Annotated in this window: 19 protein-coding genes and 1 riboswitch; of the genes, 17 read left to right on the top strand and 2 right to left on the bottom strand. The window is 43.9% G+C overall.

What is annotated here, in order from left to right; genetic code table 11:
- Positions 1-15: 15 nt before the first annotated feature.
- The gene (locus L0P89_RS03430; RefSeq protein ID WP_235267001.1) at positions 16-2,376 is read left to right on the top strand and encodes a sodium-translocating pyrophosphatase; all 2,361 of its coding nucleotides are present in this window, start codon (positions 16-18) and stop codon (positions 2,374-2,376) included.
- 90 nt (positions 2,377-2,466) lie between these two features.
- On the opposite strand, the gene L0P89_RS03425 is transcribed toward L0P89_RS03430, so the two are convergent.
- Together L0P89_RS03425 and L0P89_RS03420 are read right to left on the bottom strand one after the other, a co-directional pair.
- Positions 2,467-3,171 carry a TonB family protein gene (locus L0P89_RS03425; RefSeq protein WP_235267000.1) on the bottom strand — a complete coding sequence of 235 codons (705 nt, stop codon included), beginning with the start codon at positions 3,169-3,171 and terminating at the stop codon, positions 2,467-2,469.
- Positions 3,172-3,357: 186 nt separating this feature from the next.
- Entirely contained in the window at positions 3,358-3,972 is a 615-nt protein-coding gene (locus L0P89_RS03420; RefSeq protein WP_235266999.1) for a deoxynucleoside kinase, read from the bottom strand.
- Positions 3,973-4,256: 284 nt separating this feature from the next.
- On the opposite strand from L0P89_RS03420, the gene metK reads away from it, so the two are divergent.
- From metK to L0P89_RS03340, 16 genes are all read left to right on the top strand, one after another.
- Positions 4,257-5,510, top strand: coding sequence for a methionine adenosyltransferase (metK, locus tag L0P89_RS03415; RefSeq protein WP_235266998.1), 1,254 nt, complete (start codon positions 4,257-4,259; stop codon positions 5,508-5,510).
- 84 nt (positions 5,511-5,594) lie between these two features.
- Entirely contained in the window at positions 5,595-7,529 is a 1,935-nt protein-coding gene (locus L0P89_RS03410; RefSeq protein WP_235266997.1) for a CocE/NonD family hydrolase, read from the top strand.
- A 90-nt stretch (positions 7,530-7,619) separates the two neighbouring features.
- Positions 7,620-7,725, top strand: a riboswitch (SAM riboswitch).
- Positions 7,726-7,899: 174 nt separating this feature from the next.
- Positions 7,900-9,192 carry an O-acetylhomoserine aminocarboxypropyltransferase/cysteine synthase family protein gene (locus L0P89_RS03405; RefSeq protein ID WP_235266996.1) on the top strand — a complete coding sequence of 431 codons (1,293 nt, stop codon included), beginning with the start codon at positions 7,900-7,902 and terminating at the stop codon, positions 9,190-9,192.
- 58 nt (positions 9,193-9,250) lie between these two features.
- Complete coding sequence (gene thrA, locus L0P89_RS03400) at positions 9,251-12,637, top strand: bifunctional aspartate kinase/homoserine dehydrogenase I (RefSeq protein WP_235266995.1); 3,387 nt, start codon at positions 9,251-9,253, stop codon at positions 12,635-12,637.
- A gap of 69 nt (positions 12,638-12,706) precedes the next feature.
- Complete coding sequence (locus L0P89_RS03395) at positions 12,707-13,054, top strand: GIY-YIG nuclease family protein (protein ID WP_235266994.1); 348 nt, start codon at positions 12,707-12,709, stop codon at positions 13,052-13,054.
- Positions 13,055-13,089: 35 nt separating this feature from the next.
- Entirely contained in the window at positions 13,090-14,256 is a 1,167-nt protein-coding gene (locus tag L0P89_RS03390; protein WP_235266993.1) for a PLP-dependent aspartate aminotransferase family protein, read from the top strand.
- Positions 14,257-14,313: 57 nt separating this feature from the next.
- On the top strand, positions 14,314-14,811 hold the full coding sequence (locus L0P89_RS03385) for a MarR family winged helix-turn-helix transcriptional regulator (protein ID WP_235266992.1): 498 nt from the start codon (positions 14,314-14,316) through the stop codon (positions 14,809-14,811).
- Complete coding sequence (locus L0P89_RS03380) at positions 14,808-15,272, top strand: GNAT family N-acetyltransferase (protein WP_235266991.1); 465 nt, start codon at positions 14,808-14,810, stop codon at positions 15,270-15,272. The genes L0P89_RS03385 and L0P89_RS03380 overlap by 4 nt, the downstream gene beginning before the upstream one ends.
- A gap of 46 nt (positions 15,273-15,318) precedes the next feature.
- Positions 15,319-15,729, top strand: a complete 411-nt coding sequence (locus L0P89_RS03375; protein ID WP_235266990.1) for an Rrf2 family transcriptional regulator — start codon at positions 15,319-15,321, stop codon at positions 15,727-15,729.
- 177 nt (positions 15,730-15,906) lie between these two features.
- Positions 15,907-16,170 carry a DUF2061 domain-containing protein gene (locus L0P89_RS03370; RefSeq protein ID WP_235266989.1) on the top strand — a complete coding sequence of 88 codons (264 nt, stop codon included), beginning with the start codon at positions 15,907-15,909 and terminating at the stop codon, positions 16,168-16,170.
- 10 nt (positions 16,171-16,180) lie between these two features.
- Complete coding sequence (locus L0P89_RS03365; protein ID WP_235266988.1) at positions 16,181-16,804, top strand: phosphoadenosine phosphosulfate reductase family protein; 624 nt, start codon at positions 16,181-16,183, stop codon at positions 16,802-16,804.
- Between the two features lie 41 nt (positions 16,805-16,845).
- Positions 16,846-17,784, top strand: a complete 939-nt coding sequence (gene cysD / locus L0P89_RS03360; protein WP_409557571.1) for a sulfate adenylyltransferase subunit CysD — start codon at positions 16,846-16,848, stop codon at positions 17,782-17,784.
- 84 nt (positions 17,785-17,868) lie between these two features.
- Positions 17,869-19,116, top strand: coding sequence for a sulfate adenylyltransferase subunit 1 (locus L0P89_RS03355; protein ID WP_235266987.1), 1,248 nt, complete (start codon positions 17,869-17,871; stop codon positions 19,114-19,116).
- 78 nt (positions 19,117-19,194) lie between these two features.
- Complete coding sequence (locus tag L0P89_RS03350; RefSeq protein ID WP_235266986.1) at positions 19,195-21,285, top strand: HEPN domain-containing protein; 2,091 nt, start codon at positions 19,195-19,197, stop codon at positions 21,283-21,285.
- Positions 21,278-22,036 (top strand): uroporphyrinogen-III C-methyltransferase, encoded by a 759-nt coding sequence (gene cobA / locus L0P89_RS03345; RefSeq protein WP_235266985.1) that lies wholly within the window; start codon positions 21,278-21,280, stop codon positions 22,034-22,036. Before L0P89_RS03350 ends, cobA begins: the two co-directional genes overlap by 8 nt.
- Positions 22,036-22,614 (top strand): bifunctional precorrin-2 dehydrogenase/sirohydrochlorin ferrochelatase, encoded by a 579-nt coding sequence (locus L0P89_RS03340; RefSeq protein ID WP_235266984.1) that lies wholly within the window; start codon positions 22,036-22,038, stop codon positions 22,612-22,614. Before cobA ends, L0P89_RS03340 begins: the two co-directional genes overlap by 1 nt.
- Positions 22,615-22,620 lie beyond the last annotated feature (6 nt).

Raw genomic sequence — 22,620 nt, 5'->3', positions numbered from 1 at the left:
CTTAAAACTTTATTTATGGAATCACTTGTACCTTATTTATGGGGATTTGGAGTTTTGGGACTGCTCTATGTTTTTGTAAAGAATGCATGGGTCTCAAAACAGGCTGTCGGAGAGGAAAAAATGGCACGTATTGCCAAGAATATCGCCGATGGCGCCATGTCTTTTCTTAAGGCAGAGTATAAGATTTTGGCCATCTTCGTGGCCGCAGTGGCCGTATTGTTATTCTTCAAAGGTCAAAATGAAGAAGGGTCGAACGGTATGGTCGCGGTTTCTTTCATCGTGGGGGCCATTTGTTCCGCTTTGGCCGGTTTTATCGGTATGAAAGTTGCCACCAAGGCAAATGTTCGCACCACCAACGCAGCGAGAACCTCATTGAGCAAGGCTTTGGAAGTCGCCTTTGCCGGTGGTTCGGTAATGGGCCTTGGTGTTGTAGGCCTTGGGGTGCTTGGTCTCAGCGGTTTGTTTATGTTATATAGCGGACAAGGCTGGAGTATCGGTGAAGTATTGAACGTACTTTCTGGTTTCTCTTTGGGCGCATCTTCGATTGCCCTTTTTGCCCGTGTGGGCGGTGGTATTTACACCAAAGCGGCCGATGTAGGTGCTGACCTTGTGGGTAAGGTTGAAGCAGGTATTCCTGAAGACCACCCATTGAATCCCGCTACCATAGCTGACAATGTTGGAGATAATGTAGGGGATGTGGCCGGTATGGGTGCCGACCTTTTTGAGTCATATGTGGGATCGATCATCGGTACCATGGTATTGGGGGCAATCATAGTTACTCCAGGTTTTGACGGTTTGGGAGCGGTCTATCTGCCACTGGCTTTGGCCGCAGTAGGTATTGTAATGTCTATCATTGGAACATTTTTCGTGCGTGTAAAAGAAGGAGGTAATCCACAAACGGCATTGAACATTGGCGAGTTTGGTTCTGCCGGTTTAATGTTGGTGGCTTCTTACTTTTTGATCAATGCATTTATTCCAGAATCGGTTGAAGGATTGCCATTTGGTGCCATGGGAGTCTTTTGGGCTACCATTGCAGGTCTTGTGGCCGGTCTTTTGGTTGGTAAGGTGACCGAATATTATACCGGTACCGGCACAAAACCGGTTAACTCTATCGTACGGCAGTCTGAGACTGGTTCTGCCACCAATATCATTGCAGGTCTGGGTGTAGGTATGATGTCTACCATGGTTCCCATCATCTTGATTGCTGCTGCGATTTTGGTGTCACACCATTTTGCAGGTCTTTACGGAATAGCCATTGCAGCCGTTGGTATGCTCGCCAATACGGGAATTCAATTGGCCGTTGACGCTTATGGGCCTATTTCTGACAACGCCGGGGGTATTGCCGAAATGGCCGAACTACCGAGTGAAGTACGTGAGCGTACCGATAAATTGGATGCTGTGGGCAACACCACTGCAGCCATTGGAAAAGGATTTGCGATTGCTTCTGCGGCTTTGACCGCATTGGCACTCTTTGCTGCCTTTATGCAAACGGCAGGGGTAAAGTCCATTGATGTTTCGCAACCAAAGATTATGGCGGGACTATTGGTCGGGGGTATGCTTCCCTTTGTGTTCTCGGCCCTTTCAATGAATGCTGTGGGCCGTGCGGCCATGGCAATGATCGAAGAGGTTCGCCGTCAGTTTAAAGATATTCCCCAATTGAAAGCGGCGTTGGAAGTCATGCGCAAATACGATTCAGACCTTTCGAAGGCTTCAGAAGCCGATAGAAAGATTTTTGATGCTGCCGACGGATTGGCCGAATACGAAAAATGTGTGGCCATTTCAACCACGGCTTCCATCAAAGAGATGGTATTGCCGGGTCTTTTGGCCATTGCCGTGCCCGTTGCCGTTGGTTTCTTGGGCGGTGCCGATATGTTGGGCGGTCTTTTGGCCGGGGTGACCACTGCAGGCGTATTGATGGCGATTTTTCAATCAAATGCAGGCGGTGCATGGGACAATGCCAAGAAGACCATCGAGGGCGAAGGCCGCAAAGGTTCTGATGCGCACAAGGCAGCCGTTGTGGGTGATACCGTCGGTGATCCTTTCAAGGATACTTCTGGCCCATCATTGAACATTTTGTTGAAATTGATGTCGGTAGTGGCCTTGGTGATCGCCCCAAGTTTGGTAAGCCTTGCACCTGCTGATGAGATGGGCATGTTGCACCAAGAAGCGATAGAAATAAATGTGTTGAACGATGCGGTTGAAACTATGGAAAAACAGGTGAAAGTTGAAATCAACACAACTGATGAGGGCACCTATAAAGCGGTGGTCACTTCGATAGTCGATGGAAAAGAAGAGGTGCGCGAGTTCACTGGCGCGACCAAAGAAGAAGTGAAAAAAACGGTCGAAGAATACAACAGTACTATCGATATCGACTAAGAAATAGAACTTCGAATATATAATAAGTGTAAACCACGCCTTTTGGCGTGGTTTTTTGTTTTTATCGTTTCAGTAATGTCTTATGGTAGATTACTGCAACTTGAATGTAATCGGAATGGCGAATGGCACTTTGACCGGGGTGCCACGCTGCTTACCTGGGGTCATTCTCGGTAACTTCGAAATAATTCTTTTTGCCTCTCTTTCCAAAACTTCATGTGGTCCGCGCATTTTGATGCCACTGATACTGCCATCTTTTTGAATGGTAAATATCACATTGACACGCCCCTGCAACCCCATTTCTTTGGCCAGTTCAGGGTAGTGAAAGTTCTTTTTAATGTGTTTTTGCATCATTTCTTGAAAACAAGTCCCTTGATTGGTGGCATTCTCACAGCCCGGAAAAATGGGTACGTTTTCGATTACTGAAAAGGGAATTTCTTCAGGTTCGTCCACATCGGCAACATCTATATCGGTGTAATTCACGATTTCAGTACTTTGGTCAGGCTCATTCGATTCAATTACAGTTTCAATGATTTCTTCATCGTCAGGTGCAATTTCAATTATCGGAGGCGCCTGAATCTTGGGTTTTGGTGGAGGGGGCAATTTTTGAAAGGTCATAGGGGGTATTTCTCCCATATCGGTGTCAAAATCAGGATTTATAGGACATGTAATGACATTGTCATATGTTTTCCATTCAATTGCTGTATAGCTCATCGATAGTACTGCGACCAGCCCTATCATGAAGTAAAGCGTTAGGTCTTTTTCAAGGTTTGACTTTGGATTTTTCTTTGGTTCCATCTTTACAATTTTTGGCCTTTAAAGGGCCTGTTAGTAATCAAGATGAAACTAGCTTGAAATCATGAAGCAAAAAACCAAGAATGAGGGAACGCACCTTTTGGATGAGGGAACGTTTTGATATTTCTATGAAGGCGCAAATCAAAGTGACGAAATTCCGCTTCAGGCACCTGATGAGAAGGCTGCCGGTCAGAACAACCCATGGATCTCGGCATCTATTTTAGTGATGACCTGGCCCAGATCTTCTTGTTTATCGACAAAGTTGACCTCATCGACATCTACCACCAATAACTTGCCCTTTTCATAGGTGTTCACCCATGCCTCATAGCGCTCGTTCAAGCGGCTCAGGTAGTCTATGGAGATACTGTTTTCATATTCACGTCCCCTTTTGTGTATCTGATTTACAAGGTTAGGGATCGAACTGCGCAGATAAATCAACAGATCGGGGGGTTGCACCAAACTTTCCATCAGCTCAAAAAGACTCTTGTAGTTGCTAAAATCACGATTGGTCATGAGTCCCATGGCGTGCAGGTTGGGGGCGAAGATGTGTGCATCTTCATAAATGGTACGGTCTTGAATCACATTTTTGCCGCTTTCACGTATTTTCAGAATTTGCCGATAACGACTGTTCAAAAAGTAAATCTGCAGATTGAAGCTCCATCGTTCCATTTGGGTATAAAAATCATCGAGGTAGGGGTTGTCGACCACATCTTCGAAATGGGCCTCCCATCTATAATGTTTGGCCAATAAAGTGGTCAGGGTGGTCTTTCCAGCTCCAATGTTTCCGGCAACTGCAATATGCATGGTGTATTTAGTTTTGTGGAAATTGCTATGGTTCCATTTTAAAATCGGGGGGTTGCAATATACAAACTCAAATGGGTTTACTGAAAAAATTATGTTGAAATGCGCAACCGTTTTCCATTATAAACAATTCAAAACAAAATTTTGATTTCGTTGGTGAATATGTACTTTTGCCTTTCGAAACTAGAGGACAGATTTGACTGATTACAACCTCACTAAGAAATGCTAAAAAGTGGTGTAAACTTCTTTGGGCTGTAGCGTCAAATCTTTCTGAAAAAATAGTATGCATGCCTTATCTCTTTACTTCTGAATCTGTCAGTGAGGGCCATCCCGATAAAGTGGCCGATCAAATCAGTGACGCCTTACTTGATTATTTTCTTGCCTTTGACCCCAATAGCAAGGTCGCTTGCGAGACATTGGTCACCACGGGGCAGGTGGTTCTGGCCGGTGAAGTGAAGAGCAACACCTATTTAGATGTGCAGAACATTGCCCGTGATACCATTAACAAAATTGGGTATACGAAAGGCGAGTATCAGTTCAGCGGTGATTCATGTGGGGTGATTTCGTTGATTCACGAGCAGTCACAAGAAATCAACCAAGGGGTCGATCGTGGGTCAAAAGAAGAGCAAGGTGCCGGTGATCAAGGTATGATGTTCGGCTACGCGACCAAAGAAACGGAGAATTATATGCCATTGGCATTGGATATTTCGCATAAGATTCTTCAGGCTTTGGCAGAGTTAAGGAGAGAAGGCAAAGAAATCACCTATCTAAGACCTGATGCGAAAGCACAGGTGACCATTGAATATTCTGAGGATAATGTACCGCAGCGTATCGATACCATAGTAGTGTCGACCCAACATGATGAATTTGATACCGATGAGAATATGTTGGCCCGGATCAAAAAGGATGTAATTGAAATCTTGATTCCCAAGGTCAAAGCACAATTGCCCAAATATGTACAAGAATTGTTCACTGACAATATTACCTACCACGTGAACCCGACAGGAAAGTTTGTGATCGGTGGTCCGCATGGGGATACAGGACTTACAGGCAGAAAAATTATCATCGACACCTATGGCGGCAAAGGTGCCCATGGTGGTGGGGCATTCAGTGGTAAAGATCCCAGCAAAGTAGACCGAAGTGCGGCTTATGCCGCTCGCCATGCCGCAAAAAACTTGGTGGCGGCCGGTGTGGCCGATGAGATTATGGTACAGGTCAGCTATGCCATTGGAGTGGTAGAGCCCACATCTGTCTTCGTCGATACTTTTGGCACATCGAAAGTATCGCTCTCAGATGGTGAAATTGCCAAAAAGGTGGCCGAATTGTTTGATATGCGCCCATTTGCCATTGAAGAACGATTGAAACTTCGAAATCCGATTTATCTAGAAACCGCCGCTTATGGCCATATGGGCAAAAAACCACAGATGGTGACCAAGATTTTTGAATCGCCCTATAACGGCCGTGTTGAAATGGAGGTCGAGCTTTTCACATGGGAAAAACTGGATATGGTCGATCAGGTGAAAGTTGCTTTTGGCTTGTAGTCCTGTCATTCATATGGTAAAGCAGGAATCTGGATATAAAAAGATTTCTTTCGTAGTTTTAGGCACTTACTAAAACCTATCGAAATGAAATTGCGCTTTCATGTTTTCATTTTATTTTTTGTGGCTTTTGCGGTCATTGTTTCCTGTAAAAAAGCAGCCAAGACAACTCTTGTCGAAGAAAATTATGTAGCGGACCATTACAACAAAAAAGAAGTCGATATTGAGATGCGCGATGGGGTGAAATTGCATACCACGATTTATTCCCCGAAAGATACTTCAAGAGAATATCCCATCTTGATGCAACGAACACCTTATAGCTCTCGACCCTATGGTGAGGGACAATTCAGAAAACAGATCAGTCCCAATATCAATATGATGAAAGAGGGTTATATCGTGGTGTACCAAGATGTACGGGGCCGTTGGTTGAGCGAGGGCCATTATGAAAATATGCGGGCCTATATTCCTGAAAAAACCTCAAACGATCAGATTGATGAAAGTTCTGATACCTATGATACCATTGAGTGGCTGATCAACAATGTAGAGAACAACAATGGCAAAGTGGGTCTATGGGGCATTTCGTATCCCGGTTTTTATGCTACTTATGGTACGATTGATCCGCATCCAGCATTGAAGGCATCATCACCGCAAGCATGCATAGGTGATTTCTACTTTGATGATTTTCATCACAATGGAGCCTATTTATTGAGTTATTTTAGAATTACTTCTTTATTTGGCACACCAAGGCCCAACGGAGACAAGCCCATTGATACAGCTTGGTACACCTTGCCTGATATTGGCACCGAAGACCAATATCAATTTTTTCTGGATATGGGCCCTTTGGAAAATCTCAATTCCTTCTTTGAATATGATATTGGGGATAAACCCAGCTTGGCCCCAGACGAGATGACGGATGATTTTTTCTGGAATGAGCTCAAAGAGCACCCCAATTATGATGAATTGTGGCAAAGCCGCGGTTTGATCCAACATCTTGACAAGACCAAATCGCATGTGGCCACCATGATCGTGGGTGGCTGGTTCGATGCAGAAGATTTATACGGACCATTGGAAACCTATAAGAACATTGAAAAGTATAACGAAGGAGCCTATAATACCATGGTTTTTGGCCCTTGGGACCATGGCCGTTGGGCAAGGCGTAACGGACGCAGCTTGGTGGGCAACTATTATTTCGGGGATTCCATTTCAGAGTTTTACCAAGATAAGATAGAAACCAAGTTCTTTCACCATTTTTTGAAAGGGGAAGGCGATGGCAAAACGGGACTCCCCGAAGCCTATGTATATGATTCGGGCGCGAAAGAATGGGCGGCATACGACTCTTGGCCCCCAAAGGCGATACAAAAGCGAACCATGTTTCTTTCTGAAAACGAAGCATTGACTTCAGAACAAAAAGATATGTCAGCAATTAAATTTGTCAGCGATATCAAAAAACCGGTACCCTATTCTGAGGATGTCAAAACCGTGTTCACGCCCAGAAAATACATGACCGATGACCAACGTTTCGCAGCACGCCGTTCTGATGTACTGGTATTCGAGACCGATGTTTTGGAAGAAGATTTGACCTTGGCAGGACCCATATTGGCGAATTTGAAGGTCGCAACAACAGGTACAGCAGCTGACTGGATCGTAAAAATCATCGATGTACACCCACCTGATGTCGAAACCAATGATGAGATGCAAGATCATTTAAAAATGAGCAATTATCATTTAATGGTGCGCAGTGAGGTGCTTCGTGGTAGGTTTAGAAATAGTTTTTCCCGTCCAGAACCTTTTGTGCCCAACCAAAAAACAAACGTCAATATCAAATTGCAAGATGTATTTCACACCTTCAAAAAAGGTCATAAACTGCAAGTACAGGTACAGAGCACATGGTTTCCATTGATTGACTTGAATCCGCAGACATACGTTGAGAATATTTTCAAAGCAGCGGAAGACGACTTTAAAACCCAGACCCATACGGTGTTTACAGACTCCAATTTAGAGTTTTCAGTTTTACCCAAATAGTCTGATAGTATGTGAAAATTTCCCAAATCATTAGGATTTTAGAAAAATCTGCACTTATATTTGTGGTTCGAAGTTCAAACACGTATTGAATAGTTATCAAGAAAGGTGGAGGGAATAGACCCTATGAAGCCTTGGCAACCCTCCGCTCTTTGCGGAGAAGGTGCTACATTCTATCCTTGTCCTGTCCCGATAGCTATCGGGAGTTTCAGGATCTCTTGTCGAATAAGACCGTACTCGAGATAGGAAAAGATAGCAACCATCGAATAACCTCGATATTTCTTTCTTGTAACTTTTTGATTATGTCATTCCGCGGAAGCGAAATGATCATTGTGTTTTTAATTTAATCGTTAACCTAAAAAAAATTAAAATCATGAGCGATCAAAAATTTTCTACCAATGCCCTGCACGCTGGGCACGATGTGACCACCAACGCAGGTACACGGGCAGTACCCATTTATCAGAGCACAGCCTATGTGTTCAACAATGCCGACCATGCCGCGAACCTTTTTTCACTGGCTGAGTTTGGCAACATTTATACCCGTATCAACAACCCGACCAATGACATTCTTGAACAGCGCTTGGCCGCCTTGGAGGGTGGCATCGCTTCGGTGGTCACCGCTTCGGGTACCGCCGCCTTGAACACTACGTTGTTGGTACTCTTAAAGGCTGGCGACCATATTGTGTCTTCCAATAGTCTATATGGGGGCACTTATAATTTGTTGAATGTGACCTTGCCGAGGTTGGGCATCACCACGACCTTTGTAGATCCGACCAATCCGTCAAATTTTGGGAATGCGGTACAAGAGAATACCCGAGCCGTCTTTGTGGAGTCGGTGGGCAATCCGAAACTTGACGTATTGGATTTAAAGGCGATTTCATCAGAAGCCAAAAAAGCAAAAGTACCTTTTATCGTCGATAATACTGTGGCCACTCCAGCTTTATTGAACCCAATTGAGCACGGTGCGAACATTGTCATTCATTCCTTGACCAAATATATCAACGGCAATGGTACCGCCCTGGGTGGTGCGATCATCGATGCGGGCACTTTTGATTGGGCAAACGGAAAGTTTCCAGAATTCACCGAACCTTCCCCTGGTTATCACGGTTTGGTCTATCATGAGGCATTGGGGCCTGCTGCCTTTATCGCAAAAGTGCGAATAGAAGGTTTGCGCGACCATGGTGCAGCGTTGAGTCCGTTCAATGCCTTTCAAATCATTCAGGGATTGGAAACGTTGGAAGTACGTATAAAAAAACACAGTGAAAACGCCTTGGCCTTGGCACAGTGGCTTGAACAACGCAAAGAGGTCGCTTGGGTCAACTACCCGGGCCTGTCATCGAGTAAATACAAGGCACAGTCAGATGCTTATTTGCCGAAAGGGCAGAGCGGATTGGTGACCTTCGGCGTGAAAGGAGGCTACGAATCTGCGAAGAAAATAGCCGATGAGACCAAGATTTTCTCGCTTTTGGCGAATATTGGCGACAGTAAATCGTTGATCATACATCCGGCAAGTACGACCCACCAACAGTTAGATGATGCTGCACAAGAGCTGACAGGGGTAACAAAAGATTTGATTCGCTTGTCAGTCGGCCTCGAAGATTTAGATGATTTAAAGGCCGATTTAGAACAGGCCTTTGCCACGATCGACAAATCGGTCTTAGCGTAAAGATTTCATTGACAGACCTGACAGAATTTAAAAACCTGTCGGGTCTAATGCATTGCATATGCTCCAAAAACTGGAAATAAAAAAATTCACTACCCTAAACGGAATCTCCGAAGACCTGCAACTGTCATACCAGTTGTTCGGCCAGCCCTTGCATTCGGCACCCATTGTGTTGGTGAACCATGCCCTTACAGGCAATTCAAATGTGGCGGGTGAAAAAGGCTGGTGGTCTGATTTGATAGGAGAAGGCAAGTGTATAGATACCCAAAGGTATACGGTGCTTTCATTCAACATACCGGGCAATGGGTACGATGGTTTTGTCATTGACAACTACAAGGAATATGTAGCGGGAGACATTGCCAAAATCTTTTTATTGGCCCTCAAACAATTGGAAATCGAAAAACTGTATGCCATTATAGGGGGATCACTCGGTGGGGGCATTGCTTGGGAAATGGCCGTTTATGACCCTACCATTACAGAACATTTGATTCCTGTGGCATCAGATTGGAAATCGACCGATTGGATGATCGCCAATTGTCAGATTCAAGAACAGATCCTGAACAATTCAAGTCAGCCTGTACACGATGCCAGAATGCATGCGATGCTGTGCTACCGTACTCCAGAATCGTTTAAAGAGCGTTTCAAGCGCAGTACGAACGAGGCGCTTAAGGTATTCAATGTTGAAAGCTGGTTGATGCACCACGGCAAGAAATTACAAGAACGCTTTCAATTATCGGCCTATAAGCTGATGAACCAATTGTTGAAGACCATCGATGTGACACGAAATGGGGAAGAGGGTTTTCAAAAGTTGCAACAGAGCAACACCAAGATCCATATCATCGGAGTGAATTCCGATCTCTTTTTCACGGCTGAAGAGAACAAGGAGACCTATAAACGATTGGCCCAAGCAAGCGGTAATGTAACGTACGGTGAGGTACAATCGTTACATGGTCACGATGCCTTTTTGATGGAGTTTGAACAATTGGAGAATTTGCTGAGGGATGTTTTTCCGAAGAAAGGAAAAAAGCATGGACTCAAAATCTTGAAATTCGGCGGAAAATCATTGGCCAATGGCGAGGGACTTGGACGTGTACTAGCTATCATAGCCGAAAAAGTGCAATCAGACGAGCATATCGCGGTGGTATTATCTGCCAGGCAAAACGCCACTGATGAGCTTGAAAGAATGTTGGACAAGGCAGCAAGGGGCCTTCCGTTCGAAGAAGACATCAAACACTTTGAAAGCTATCAAAAATCTGACTTGGGCGAAGTCGATTTTTCAAGTGAAGTGAATCAAGTAGTTCAAAAATTGAAAGGCGTGTCACTTCTTGGTGATTACAGCCCGAAAGCCAAAGATGCCCTACTGGCTTATGGCGAATTGATATCTTCAAAGTTCGTGGCGGCCTTGCTGAACGATAAAGGTATCAAGGCAGAAGCCATCGACACCCGTGAACTGATCAAGACCGATGGGTCGTTCGGTAATGCGCAAGTCGATGAGGGAGCCTCAAAGTTGAACGTGCTGAAACGGTTTTCGCAATTGCAAAATAACACGGTACCCATTGTAACGGGTTTTATCGCCTCGAACCAAGATGGTGAGACAACCACCTTGGGTAGAAACGGAAGTAATTACACGGCGGCTTTACTGGCCAATTTCCTAGATGCCGATGCCGTATACAACTATACCCATGTCGATGGTATCTTCACGGCAAATCCTGATTTGGTGCATGAGGCCCAGATAATCGAAAACCTATCCTACGAAGAAGCCAATGAATTGGCCAATTTTGGTGCCAAAGTGCTACACGCAAAAACCATTATTCCCCTGATAGAGAAGAATATTCCACTTCGAATTCTGAATACATTCAATCCAGATTCCGAAGGTACGCTGATCAGTGCCAAATCAAGTGAGGAGGGTATCAAATCGCTGTCCGTGATTGAAAACGTATCGCTGGTGCACCTTGAGGGTAGAGGGCTTTTGGGTAAGGCAGGAATCGATGCCCGAATTTTCAATGCGTTGGGAAGACGAAACATCAGTGTGGGCATCATCTCACAAGGGTCATCAGAAAGAGGCATTGGTTTAGTGATTGATGCCGATAGGGCATTTGAGGCCAAAAAGGCCCTGGATGATGAATTTGAGACCGATTATTCCGCTAAAGACATAAATGCGATTTCAATTGTAAAGAACGTGGCCGTGATATCCATTGTGGGACAAGACCTGAGTTCTTTTCACAAACCCTACAGCGCACTTGTCAAGAACAACATCGAACCATTGCTTTTTAATAACACGGCCTCGGGACGGAATGTCAGTTTGGTTGTTAAAACGACCGATCTACACAAGGCGTTGAACGTGATGCATGGGCAGATTTTTGGCATGAACAAGAAAATCAATCTGGCCATTTTTGGACATGGAAACGTGGGAGGAACGCTCATCGACCAGATTTTGAGATCACACGAGAACATCAAACAACGAAAGAACTTTGATTTGAACATTTTTGCCATTGCCAATTCAAAACAGGCCTTGCTCGATAAAAAGGGTGTTCATGATAACTGGAAACAAGCCCTAAAAGAAAATGGGACAGCCTATTCGGTCAGTGATATAATTGCATATGCCAATGAAAACCACCTCGAAAATTTAATTGCCATTGACAATACGGCCAGTGAAGATTTCGTCAATTATTATTTTGAATTGATCAGGGCGGGCTTTGATCTTATTTCGTCGAACAAAATTGCCAACACCCTTAATTTTGACTACTACCGCCAAATTCGGAGAAGTCTTGAAGATGCCCAAAAAAAATACCTATATGAGACCAATGTTGGGGCCGGATTACCATTGATCGATACGATAAAGTTGCTTCATGTATCTGGAGAGAACATTACCCGGATCAAGGGTGTTTTCTCGGGTTCATTGAGCTACATTTTTAACATGTTTTCAGAATCTGACCGCCCCTTTTCAGAAATTCTGCTGGAAGCGATGCAAAAAGGCCTTACAGAACCTGACCCACGTGAAGATTTGAGTGGAAATGACGTAGGGCGAAAACTATTGATTTTGGCAAGGGAGTTGGAGTTGCAGAATGAACTAGGTGATGTTTTCATCGAAAACCTGATTCCAAAGAAATTAGAAAAAGTCCCCAAAGAAGGATTTTTAGGGAATTTAGACCAATTGGACAAAAAATTTCAAAAAATAAAAAAAGAACAAAAGCCCGACCATGTGCTTCGGTATGTAGGTGATTTACATGGAGATTTACAGCAGGACAAAGGGATTCTGGAGGTAAAATTAATTTCTGTGCCAAAATCTGACGCATTGGGGCAAGTAAAAGGTTCTGATTCCATCATCGAAATCTATACAGAATCGTATGGTGAGCATCCAATAGTGATACAAGGGGCAGGGGCAGGGGCCGCGGTCACCGCTAGGGGCGTTTTTGGTGATATTTTACGGATTGCAGAGAAGTTGTGACTTCGACTGTTTGCCTGCCCGGTAGATAGCCCGTTTTGGTTACTGAGCTGGCCATTGAGCGTAGTCGAAATGAGCCGAAGCCGCATAAGGTGGTTTTATGAAAAAAGATATGTCTATATATTGGAATGTTCTGACGAAACTTTTTATACTGGAAGCACCATTGATTTGGAAAAAAGAATCAGGGAACATCAAGATGGGAGGGGCGCAAATCATACCAAAAAGAGATTGCCTGTCAAACTGGTTTATGCAGAAGAATATTTAAGTATTGCCAAAGCCTTTGAAAGGGAGAAACAAATTCAAGGTTGGTCAAGAACAAAGAAACAAGCTTTAATTAACGGTGAAGTCGCTTCACTTCCTGGCTTGGCTGAGTGTAAAAATGAAAAACATTATAGATTTTATAAGGAAACCAAACATTAGTGCCTTCGACTTCGCTCAGGCACCCCTATGAAATTATGAAAGACAATAGATTCGAAACCAACGCGATACGCGATCAGCTTGAGCGCACCCAATATTTAGAGCACTCTGCGCCGATGTTTTTGACCTCGAGCTACGTTTTTGAAGATGCCGAAGATATGCGGGCTTCCTTTGCCGAAGAAAAAGATCGCAACGTGTATTCTCGGTACTCCAATCCGAATACATCAGAGTTTATTACAAAGGTTTGCCATATGGAAGGCGCCGAAGCGGGTTTCGCCTTTGCCTCGGGCATGGCGGCGGTGTTTTCAACTTTCGCGGCTTTATTGGAAAGTGGTGACCACATACTTTCTGTACGAAGTGTGTTTGGTTCGACACATTCGCTGTACACCAATTTTTTCCCCAAGTGGAATATCGAAACCAGTTTTTTTGGGATTGATGAGTTGGAAAAAGTTGAACAATCGATACGGTCCAATACCAAGATTCTCTATGCCGAATCACCCACCAACCCCGGGGTTGATATACTCGATCTTGAATATCTTGGAAAACTCGCAAAAAAGCACGACCTGATTTTTGTGGTCGATAATTGTTTTGCCTCTCCTTATTTACAACAACCAATCAAATTCGGGGCAGACCTGGTCATACATTCGGGCACTAAATTGATGGATGGCCAAGGTCGTGTGTTGGCAGGAATCACGGTAGGTCAAGCTGATTTGGTAGATAAAATCTATCGTTTTTCACGAATCACGGGTCCTGCCCTTTCGCCTTTTAACGCATGGGTGCTCTCAAAAAGTTTGGAGACCCTTGCCGTGAGGGTCGACAGGCATTGTGAAAATGCCTTGAAGTTGGCCGAATTTTTAGAAGGCCATCGAAAGGTGAATTGGGTGAAATATCCCTTTTTGAAATCACATCCACAGTATGAACTGGCCCAAAAACAGATGAAAGCAGGGGGGTGCGTGGTAGCTTTTGAAGTGAAAGGCGGACTCGAATCGGGCCGCAAGTTTTTTGATTCCATTCGCTTGCTGTCACTTTCGGCCAACTTGGGCGATGCCCGGAGCATTGTGACCCATCCTGCTTCGACCACACATAGTAAACTGACCCCAGAAGAACGAAAGGCCGTGGGCATTTCAGAAGGTATGGTCAGGGTTTCGGTGGGATTGGAGCATAGTGCCGATATCATCGATGATATAGGGCAGGCCCTTGGTTAATGGCGCATCATTTTAATAATAATTCGTACATTTACATAAATGTTTATATAAATACTTATGAAAGATAGGTTGATGCTTTTGGCCGAGATGGGGCTGGGCTCGAGATTGAATCGATTGAGCGGTCAGTTCATGAAAGAAATACAGCTCACGTATGACCATTACAATATTGATTTTGACCCCTATCTGTTTCCAATTTTCAAGGTTGTTATCGATGAAAAGGTGACGACCACCTCATTCATACAAGAGGTGCTTCAATATACGCAACCTGCGATTACACATGCTTTGAAAAAGTTGTCTGATAAGGGGTTGATCGACAGTAGGGAAGATGATTTGGATAAGCGAAAAAAGCTTTTCTTTCTTACGAGAACGGGAAAAAAGGCCCATAAGAGAATGGTACCTCTATGGAAAGAAATGGAAGAACAAGTAAGACAGCTGACCCATTTTGAATCTAAAAGCTTGTCCGAACATTTGACCGAGGTAGAAGGCAAACTGAAAAAAAAGCCCTTGAGCGAGCTAATTGTTGAAAATCTTCAACATCAAAATATAACGATATGAAAAACATTGACATTATAGCATTCAGATCGGAATTCGCCCAAGACTTTGCCAGGCTCAACATTGAATGGCTTGAAAAGTATTTCGTGGTCGAGCCCCATGATGCAGAACTCATGGAAAGATGTGAAGAGACCATTATCGGTCCTGGAGGTCATATTTTCTTTGCGAGAGTCGATAATTCATTGGTAGGAACAGTGGCGCTGATCCCAATGGAAGAAAAGATATTCGAATTGGGGAAAATGGCCGTGTCAGAGGCTTTTCAAGGCATGAGGATCGGACAAAAACTAATGCAGTACTGCATTGATTTTGGTCGTGAAAAGGGCTGGAAAAAATTGATATTGTACTCAAATACCGTATTGGAAAACGCAATTTACATTTATCGAAAATATGGTTTTGTCGAGATTCCACAAGAAGCAAACCCACCCTACGCCAGAAGCAACATCAAGATGGCGTACCTGCTTTAGTCGGCAGTATTCCCAAAGAACACTGATTTTGCCTATATTCGTATCAATGCTGTCAAAGAAGACGAAATACGGACTCAAGGCCTTGACCTATCTGGCTTCGCAAAAAAAAAAGGAGCCCGTTCAAATAGCGGAGATTGCCAAACATGAGAACATTTCCCAAAAATTCTTGGAAAGCATTCTGCTGACCTTACGTAGAAATGGTTTTTTGGGCTCCAAGAAGGGAAAGGGTGGGGGCTATTACTTGATCAAAGAACCTGAAGAAATTCCGATGACGAGTGTCATGCGCGTTTTAGAAGGTCCCATAGCCATGGTGCCCTGTGTGAGCTTAAATTTCTACGAGAAATGTGATGACTGCCCTGATGAAAAAACATGCTCGGTATACAAATTGATGCTACAGGTCAGGGATGCCAACTTGGCCGTATATCGTAATACCACATTGGCAGATCTGATTTTCTAGAATTTTCGCTGTGTTTTAAGAAAAGTATTGTGAATATCAAATTTTAACTTCTGGTTTTTTAATAATCTACTAAAACTATAGGGTAAATTTAAAATTTAAGAAGATTTTACGTTTGCCTTTTGGCAATAGTTTTATTTTTGTTTCCTATTAAATCGATAGGATAATATTATTTCAACTATGATTGCAGACCAAATCGTATTGGCCAACAAAGAGAAAAAGGCTTCTTATTCGAAAGATAAGACCTCTGAAAAGCCTATCAGAAGTATTGTGAAATCAATAAGTTGGCGAGTCATTGGCACGTTGGACACTATTATCATTTCATGGATCATTACGGGCACATTGACCTTGGCCTTTTCAATAGGCGTGGTCGAATTGGTCACCAAAATGGTGCTGTATTTCTTTCATGAACGCATTTGGAACAACATAGGTTGGGGCAAATAAAAAAGAAGTAATGGCTCTGAAAACGCAGCAAGTAGAAAATCTCAATGCCCAATTCAAGGGTATTCCACCACAAGAAATCATTTCTTGGGCCATTGCCCATGGTCAAAAACCAGTGGTGACTACAAACTTTCGCCCATATGAAGTGGCCATTTTACATGCAGTGGTCGATGTGGATCCGAACATTCCCGTGATTTGGTGTGATACAGGTTATAATACACCAAGCACATATAAGCACGCAGAAGAATTGATATTGAGATTGGGGCTGAACGTGCAATTGTACGTTCCAAAACAGACGGCGGCCCATCGCGATGTGATTATGGGAATTCCCGATATTGATAGCCCCATGCATGCCGTGTTCACCGAACAGGTCAAACTGGAACCTTTCAGAAGGGCCATGGAAGAACATCGGCCAGATGTTTGGTTCACCAACTTGCGAAAAGGCCAGACCACCCATCGTGATTCATTGGATATTTTGAGCTTGAGCAAAGACGGTGTATTGAAGGTGAGTCCATTTTACTATTGGAACGACGCCCAACTCGACTCCTATCTGAAAGAGTACGATTTGCCCAATGAGCATAAATATTTTGACCCCACCAAAGTTTTAGAAAACCGAGAGTGTGGTCTCCACACATAAATGACTAGAAGTATAAAAACTAATTTTTTGTTTTGAATACAATTTTGGAAGAAATAACGACCAACAAGACCCAAGAGCTACTTGATAGACCAAAGGCAAATGCATTGGAGCATGAAGCCATTTACATTATTCGAGAAGTGGCTGCACAGTTTGAAAGACCCGTATTATTGTTCTCTGGTGGAAAAGATTCGATTACATTGATTCGTCTGGCACAAAAAGCATTTTGGCCGGCAAAGATTCCTTTTCCATTGTTGCATATCGACACAGGGCATAATTTTTCTGAGACCATTGAGTTTCGAAACCGTTTGGTTGAAGAATTGGGCGTCGAGCTGATTGTGAGAAATGTACAAGATTCGATCGATCAAGGCAAGGTGGTGGAGGAGACGGGCAAATATGCCAGTCGAAACATTTTGCAAACAACCACCTTACTGGATGCTATTGAAGAATTCAAGTTCGACGCGTGCATCGGCGGCGCTAGGCGTGATGAAGAAAAAGCCAGGGCCAAAGAACGCATCTTTTCTGTGCGCGATGATTTTGGCCAGTGGGACGAAAAAAACCAACGCCCCGAACTATTCGACATGTTGAACGGTCAGATTGAGATAGGGCAAAATGTTAGGGTCTTTCCGATAAGCAATTGGACGGAATTGGATGTATGGAGCTACATTCAAAAAGAAGATATCGAAATACCCTCCATTTATTTTGCCCACAAACGAAATACATTCTTGCGTGATGGATTAATATGGTCTGTCGAAGACGATGTCGTTTTTAGGGCCGATGACGAGGCGGTTGAAGAACGCACGGTGCGCTTTCGAACCGTGGGCGACATGAGCTGTACCGCAGCGGTAGAGTCCACGGCCGATACCATTGACAAGGTAGTGGCCGAAATCAGGGATTCAAAAATCTCTGAACGTGGTGCGCGTATTGATGACAAACGCTCAGAGGCAGCGATGGAAAAAAGAAAACAACAAGGGTATTTTTAATCGGTTGATAGTTAAACGTTGATAGTTGATGGTTGAAATGTGACTCGCGAAGTACCATTGACGAACAACCCAATGACAAAAAATATGCAAGTACTAAAAATAGCAACGGCAGGTAGCGTAGATGATGGCAAAAGCACTTTGATAGGGCGATTGCTTTATGATACCAAGTCATTGACCGATGATAAGTTGGAAGCCATTGAAAGGACCAGCAAACAGAAAGGGTATGACTACCTCGATTTTTCATTGGCTACTGATGGTTTGGTCGCAGAAAGAGAACAGGGCATCACCATAGATGTGGCCCATATTTATTTTTCCACGGCAAGCAAGAGTTATATCATCGCTGACACCCCGGGACATGTCGAATATACACGAAACATGGTTACGGGCGCTTCAACTTCACAGGCAGCCATCATATTGATCGACGCAAGAAAAGGTGTCATTGAACAAACGAACAGGCATTTTTTCATTAATAACCTTTTGCGTATCAAAGATGTTGTTGTGGCCATCAACAAAATGGATCTTGTTGATTTTTCAGAGGAAGTCTATAATGACATCAAGGCAGATTTTGAGAGATTGATGGAGAAAAGGGATTACCAAGACCAAAAGATCACTTTTATTCCTGTAAGTGCGCTGAAAGGTGACAATGTGGTCAATCGCTCTGAAAATACTCCCTGGTATTCTGGGCAGACGCTATTGGAGCATTTGGAAGAACTTAATCTGTTGGATATCTATAACACGGGCACACCAAGATTTCCAGTGCAATATGTAATTCGTCCAAAGACGGATGAATTCCATGATTTTCGAGGTTTTGCAGGTAAGATCTACGGAGGAGAGCTGAGCGTGGGAGATGAGGTAGCGGTTTTACCATCGATGACACGTTCAAAGATCAAAAACATTTATTTCTATGACCAAGAATACCAAACGGCTCCAAGGCGTTCGTCGGTGACCATAACGCTTGAAGACGAGGTGAATGTGAGTCGTGGCGATATGTTGGTCAAGGTGGGTGATCTACCGACCATTGATAAGCAGCTCACGGCCATTGTTTCTTGGATGGATTCTACCAGTCTCACTACTGGAAGTAAGTACATGGTGCAACATGGGGTGAACAAAGTGTTGGCAAAAGTTGATGCTATTGAGCACAAGATCCATCCAGATTACTCAGGTATTGAAGAAAATGTAAATGCCTTGCAAATGAACGATATTGCCAAGGTACGTTTACGGTTGAACAAACCAATTTTTTATGATCGCTTCAAAGAGCATCGTACAAATGGGTCGTTCATCATGATCGACGGCCGAACCAATAACACGGCTGGCGTAGGATTCATAGAATAGTACGTTTATTGAGGAAATAAAAATTTAGAACAATCTTTTTCATTAAAACCTATTAAATAGATAGGAAAAGTAGGAATAATGCAAAGTTTTAGAACAGAAATAGAGAACCCTGTTGTCGAGAAAGACATCATTGAATTGGAGAAGAAGATTCGCCTGTTCAAAGAGGGAAACATTGATGAGGAGAAATTTCGTAGCCTGCGTTTGGCAAGGGGTGTGTATGGTCAAAGGCAACAGGGGGTTCAGATGGTGCGCATCAAATTGCCATATGGCAAGGTGACCTCTAACCAATTGTTGCGCATTGCCGATGTGGCCGATGAATATTCTACTGGGCGGTTGCACATCACCACCCGTCAAGATATCCAAATCCATTATGTTGATTTGGAGCGCACCCCAGAGCTTTGGGCACAACTTGAAAAAGATGAGGTTACGCTCCGTGAAGCCTGTGGCAATACGGTTCGCAATGTGACGGCAAGCGAAACATCGGGCATTGACCCAGATGAGCCGTTCGATGTGTCGCCTTATGCACAAGCTATTTTTGAGTACTTTTTGCGGAACCCCATCGGGCAAGAAATGGGCCGAAAATTCAAGGTTTCGTTCTCGGCTTCTGATAGCGATACTGGCCTTTCGTATATGCATGACCTCGGCTTCATTGCCAAAACCGAAAAGGGAGCAAGGGGTTTCAAGGTCTTGCTGGGCGGTGGACTTGGTTCACAGCCACGTCATGCCGATGTGTTGTACGAATTTCTTCCAACAGATAAGATCATTCCCTTGATGGAAGGCGTTATTCGCGTGTTCGATCGTTTCGGAGAACGAAAAAGCCGTGCCAAGGCCCGATTGAAATTTCTGTTGAAGGATGTTGGGCTGCAAGGTTTCAAACAACTTTTAGAACAAGAACAAGAGGCCATTCCACATAAAACCTATTCTATCGATTTTGAAAGCTACCCGAAGGTTTCAGTTGCCGAAGTGGAAATTCCTGAAGTTGAGATCGATGATACAGAAGCTTTTGAACAATGGAAATCCACCAACATTGTTTCGCAAAGGCAGAAGGGCTATCAAGCCATTGGCATCAAGGTACTATTAGGTGATTTCTACACCGATAAAGCGAGAAAGTTGGCCCGATTGGTAGAAGAATATGCCGCTGGTGAAATCCGTCTGTCACTACGGCAGAACATTTTGATTCCCTATGTGAAAAAAGAGCTGGTCCCATTTTTCTATGCGGAACTAAAGAAACTGGGTTTCGCCGAACCAGGGTACAACAAGGCTTTTGACATTACTGCCTGCCCCGGCACCGACACCTGTAATCTCGGTATTGCCAGCAGTACGGGCATTGCTGCCGAATTGGAAAAAGTCATCAAGGCAGAATATCCACAATATATCAACAATCCCGATGTGGTTATCAAAATCAGTGGTTGTATGAATGCCTGCGGGCAGCATACCATGGCGCATATCGGCTTTCAGGGAATGAGTATCAGAACCAAAGATAAACTAGTGGCGCCCGCACTTCAAGTATTGTTGGGAGGCGGCAATCATGGCAACGGACGCGGAACTTTTGCCGATAAAGTGGTGAAAATACCCAGTAAGCGGGGTCCCCAGGCCCTTCGCTTGATCTTAGATGATTATGAAACGAACGGGCAGGGCAGACGATATGAAGACTATTATGCCGAAAAAGGAGAGCACTATTTCTATGAGTTGCTAAAAAAACTGTCGAATACCGATAATCTCACCCCAAATGATTTCATCGATTGGGGCAATAAGGAAAAATATAAAAAAGAAATAGGTGTCGGTGAATGTGCAGGGGTCATTGTCGATTTGGTGGCCACGCTCTTTTTCGAAAGTCAAGAAAAGATAGAAAATGCCGAAGAAGCAGTGCAAAAAGGTAAGTGGGCAGCCAGTATCTATTACTCTTATCAATCAATGGTAAACTCGGCCAAGGCTTTGTTGACGGCAGAAAAGACGAAGACAAATACCCATGCAAGTATTATCAGGGATTTTGATCGTCTGTTTGGTGAAACAGGTAAAATAGTTTTTGAGGGAGGGTTCGAAAATCTCGTGCTACAGTTGAATCGAAAAAAGCCATCGGAAACATTTGCAAAAAACTATTTGGAAGATGCCAAATTCGTCTTACAAAAACTGGAATCATATAGAAAATTGGAGTTGGAACATGCTTGAGATAGGAAAATTGACCGTAGTGGGGGCGGGTCCCGGTGATGTTGACCTGCTAACCGTCAAAGGTATCAAGGCATTGCAGTCAGCTGATGTAATACTTTATGATGCATTGGTAAACGATAGGTTGCTGCACTATGCGCCAGAGGCCGAGCACATTTTTGTGGGAAAGCGTAAAGGCTGTTATCGTTATCAACAAGAACAGATCAATGAACTGATAGTGCAACGGGCCCATCAAGGGTTGCATGTAGTGCGGTTAAAGGGGGGAGATTCCTTTGTCTTTGGGCGCGGTGCCGAAGAAATGGAACATGCTGCCCAACACGGTCTGGAAGTAGCGGTCGTACCGGGCATCTCATCGGCAACCTCTGTTCCAGCTTTACAAAATATTCCCGTTACCAAAAGGGGGGCATCAGAGAGTTTCTGGGTGATTACGGGCACTACCAAAGAGCACAAACTTTCAAAAGATGTAAACTTGGCAGCACAATCAAGTGCCACGGTGGTTATTTTGATGGGAATGTCAAAATTGGGAGAGATTATGGCACTTTTCAAGAAACAAGGGAAATCAGAAACCCCTGTGGCCATCATTCAAGAAGGTTCGACAACAAACGAAAAAATAGGAATTGGCACTGTTGCTTCCATTGAGAACGAGGCAAGGGAGCAGCAGTTGGCCAATCCTGCCATCATCGTGATCGGAGAGGTGGTCCGACACAGGGAAAAATTGTTGAAAATACAGCAACAACATCAAATCATGGCATAATGGAGCGCAATAACCTATACCCCATATTTCTAAAAACCTCTCAGTTGAACATCTTGATTGTGGGTGGGGGATATGTTGCCGAAGAGAAATTACATTTCTTGACCAAATCGAGCCCTGATGCCAAGATTACCATGGTAGCCCCTATGTTCAGAGAGGCCACGGCGGCATTGGCCAGCCAGTATCATGTTGCGATGGTTGATGACGCTTATGATGCCGAATATCTAGAAGGAAGACATCTGGTCATCGCCACAACCGATGTGCCCGAGGTGAATCTACAGGTGTTCCATGACTGTCGTGAACGGAATATTTTGGTAAACGTGGCCGACAACCCACCGCTATGTGATTTTTATATGGGCGGTATCGTGACCAAGGGCAATGTAAAAGTGGCGATTTCAACGAATGGAAAATCGCCGACCACTGCCAAACGGCTTCGACAATTTTTCGAGGAGGTAATTCCGGAAGATATTGATCGTATGGTCAAAAACCTGAACGAATACAGAAAAACGATAAAAGGTGATTTTGAAGAAAAAGTGGAGAAAATGAACGAAATCACCCGAAAATTGGTTAAAAATACCTAAAAAAGA

The organism is Muricauda sp. SCSIO 65647, assembly GCF_021534965.1.
Taxonomy (GTDB): Bacteria; Bacteroidota; Bacteroidia; order Flavobacteriales; family Flavobacteriaceae; genus Flagellimonas_A.
Note: the sequence above shows the minus strand (reverse complement) of the source record. Positions and strands in the feature narration are given on the sequence as shown.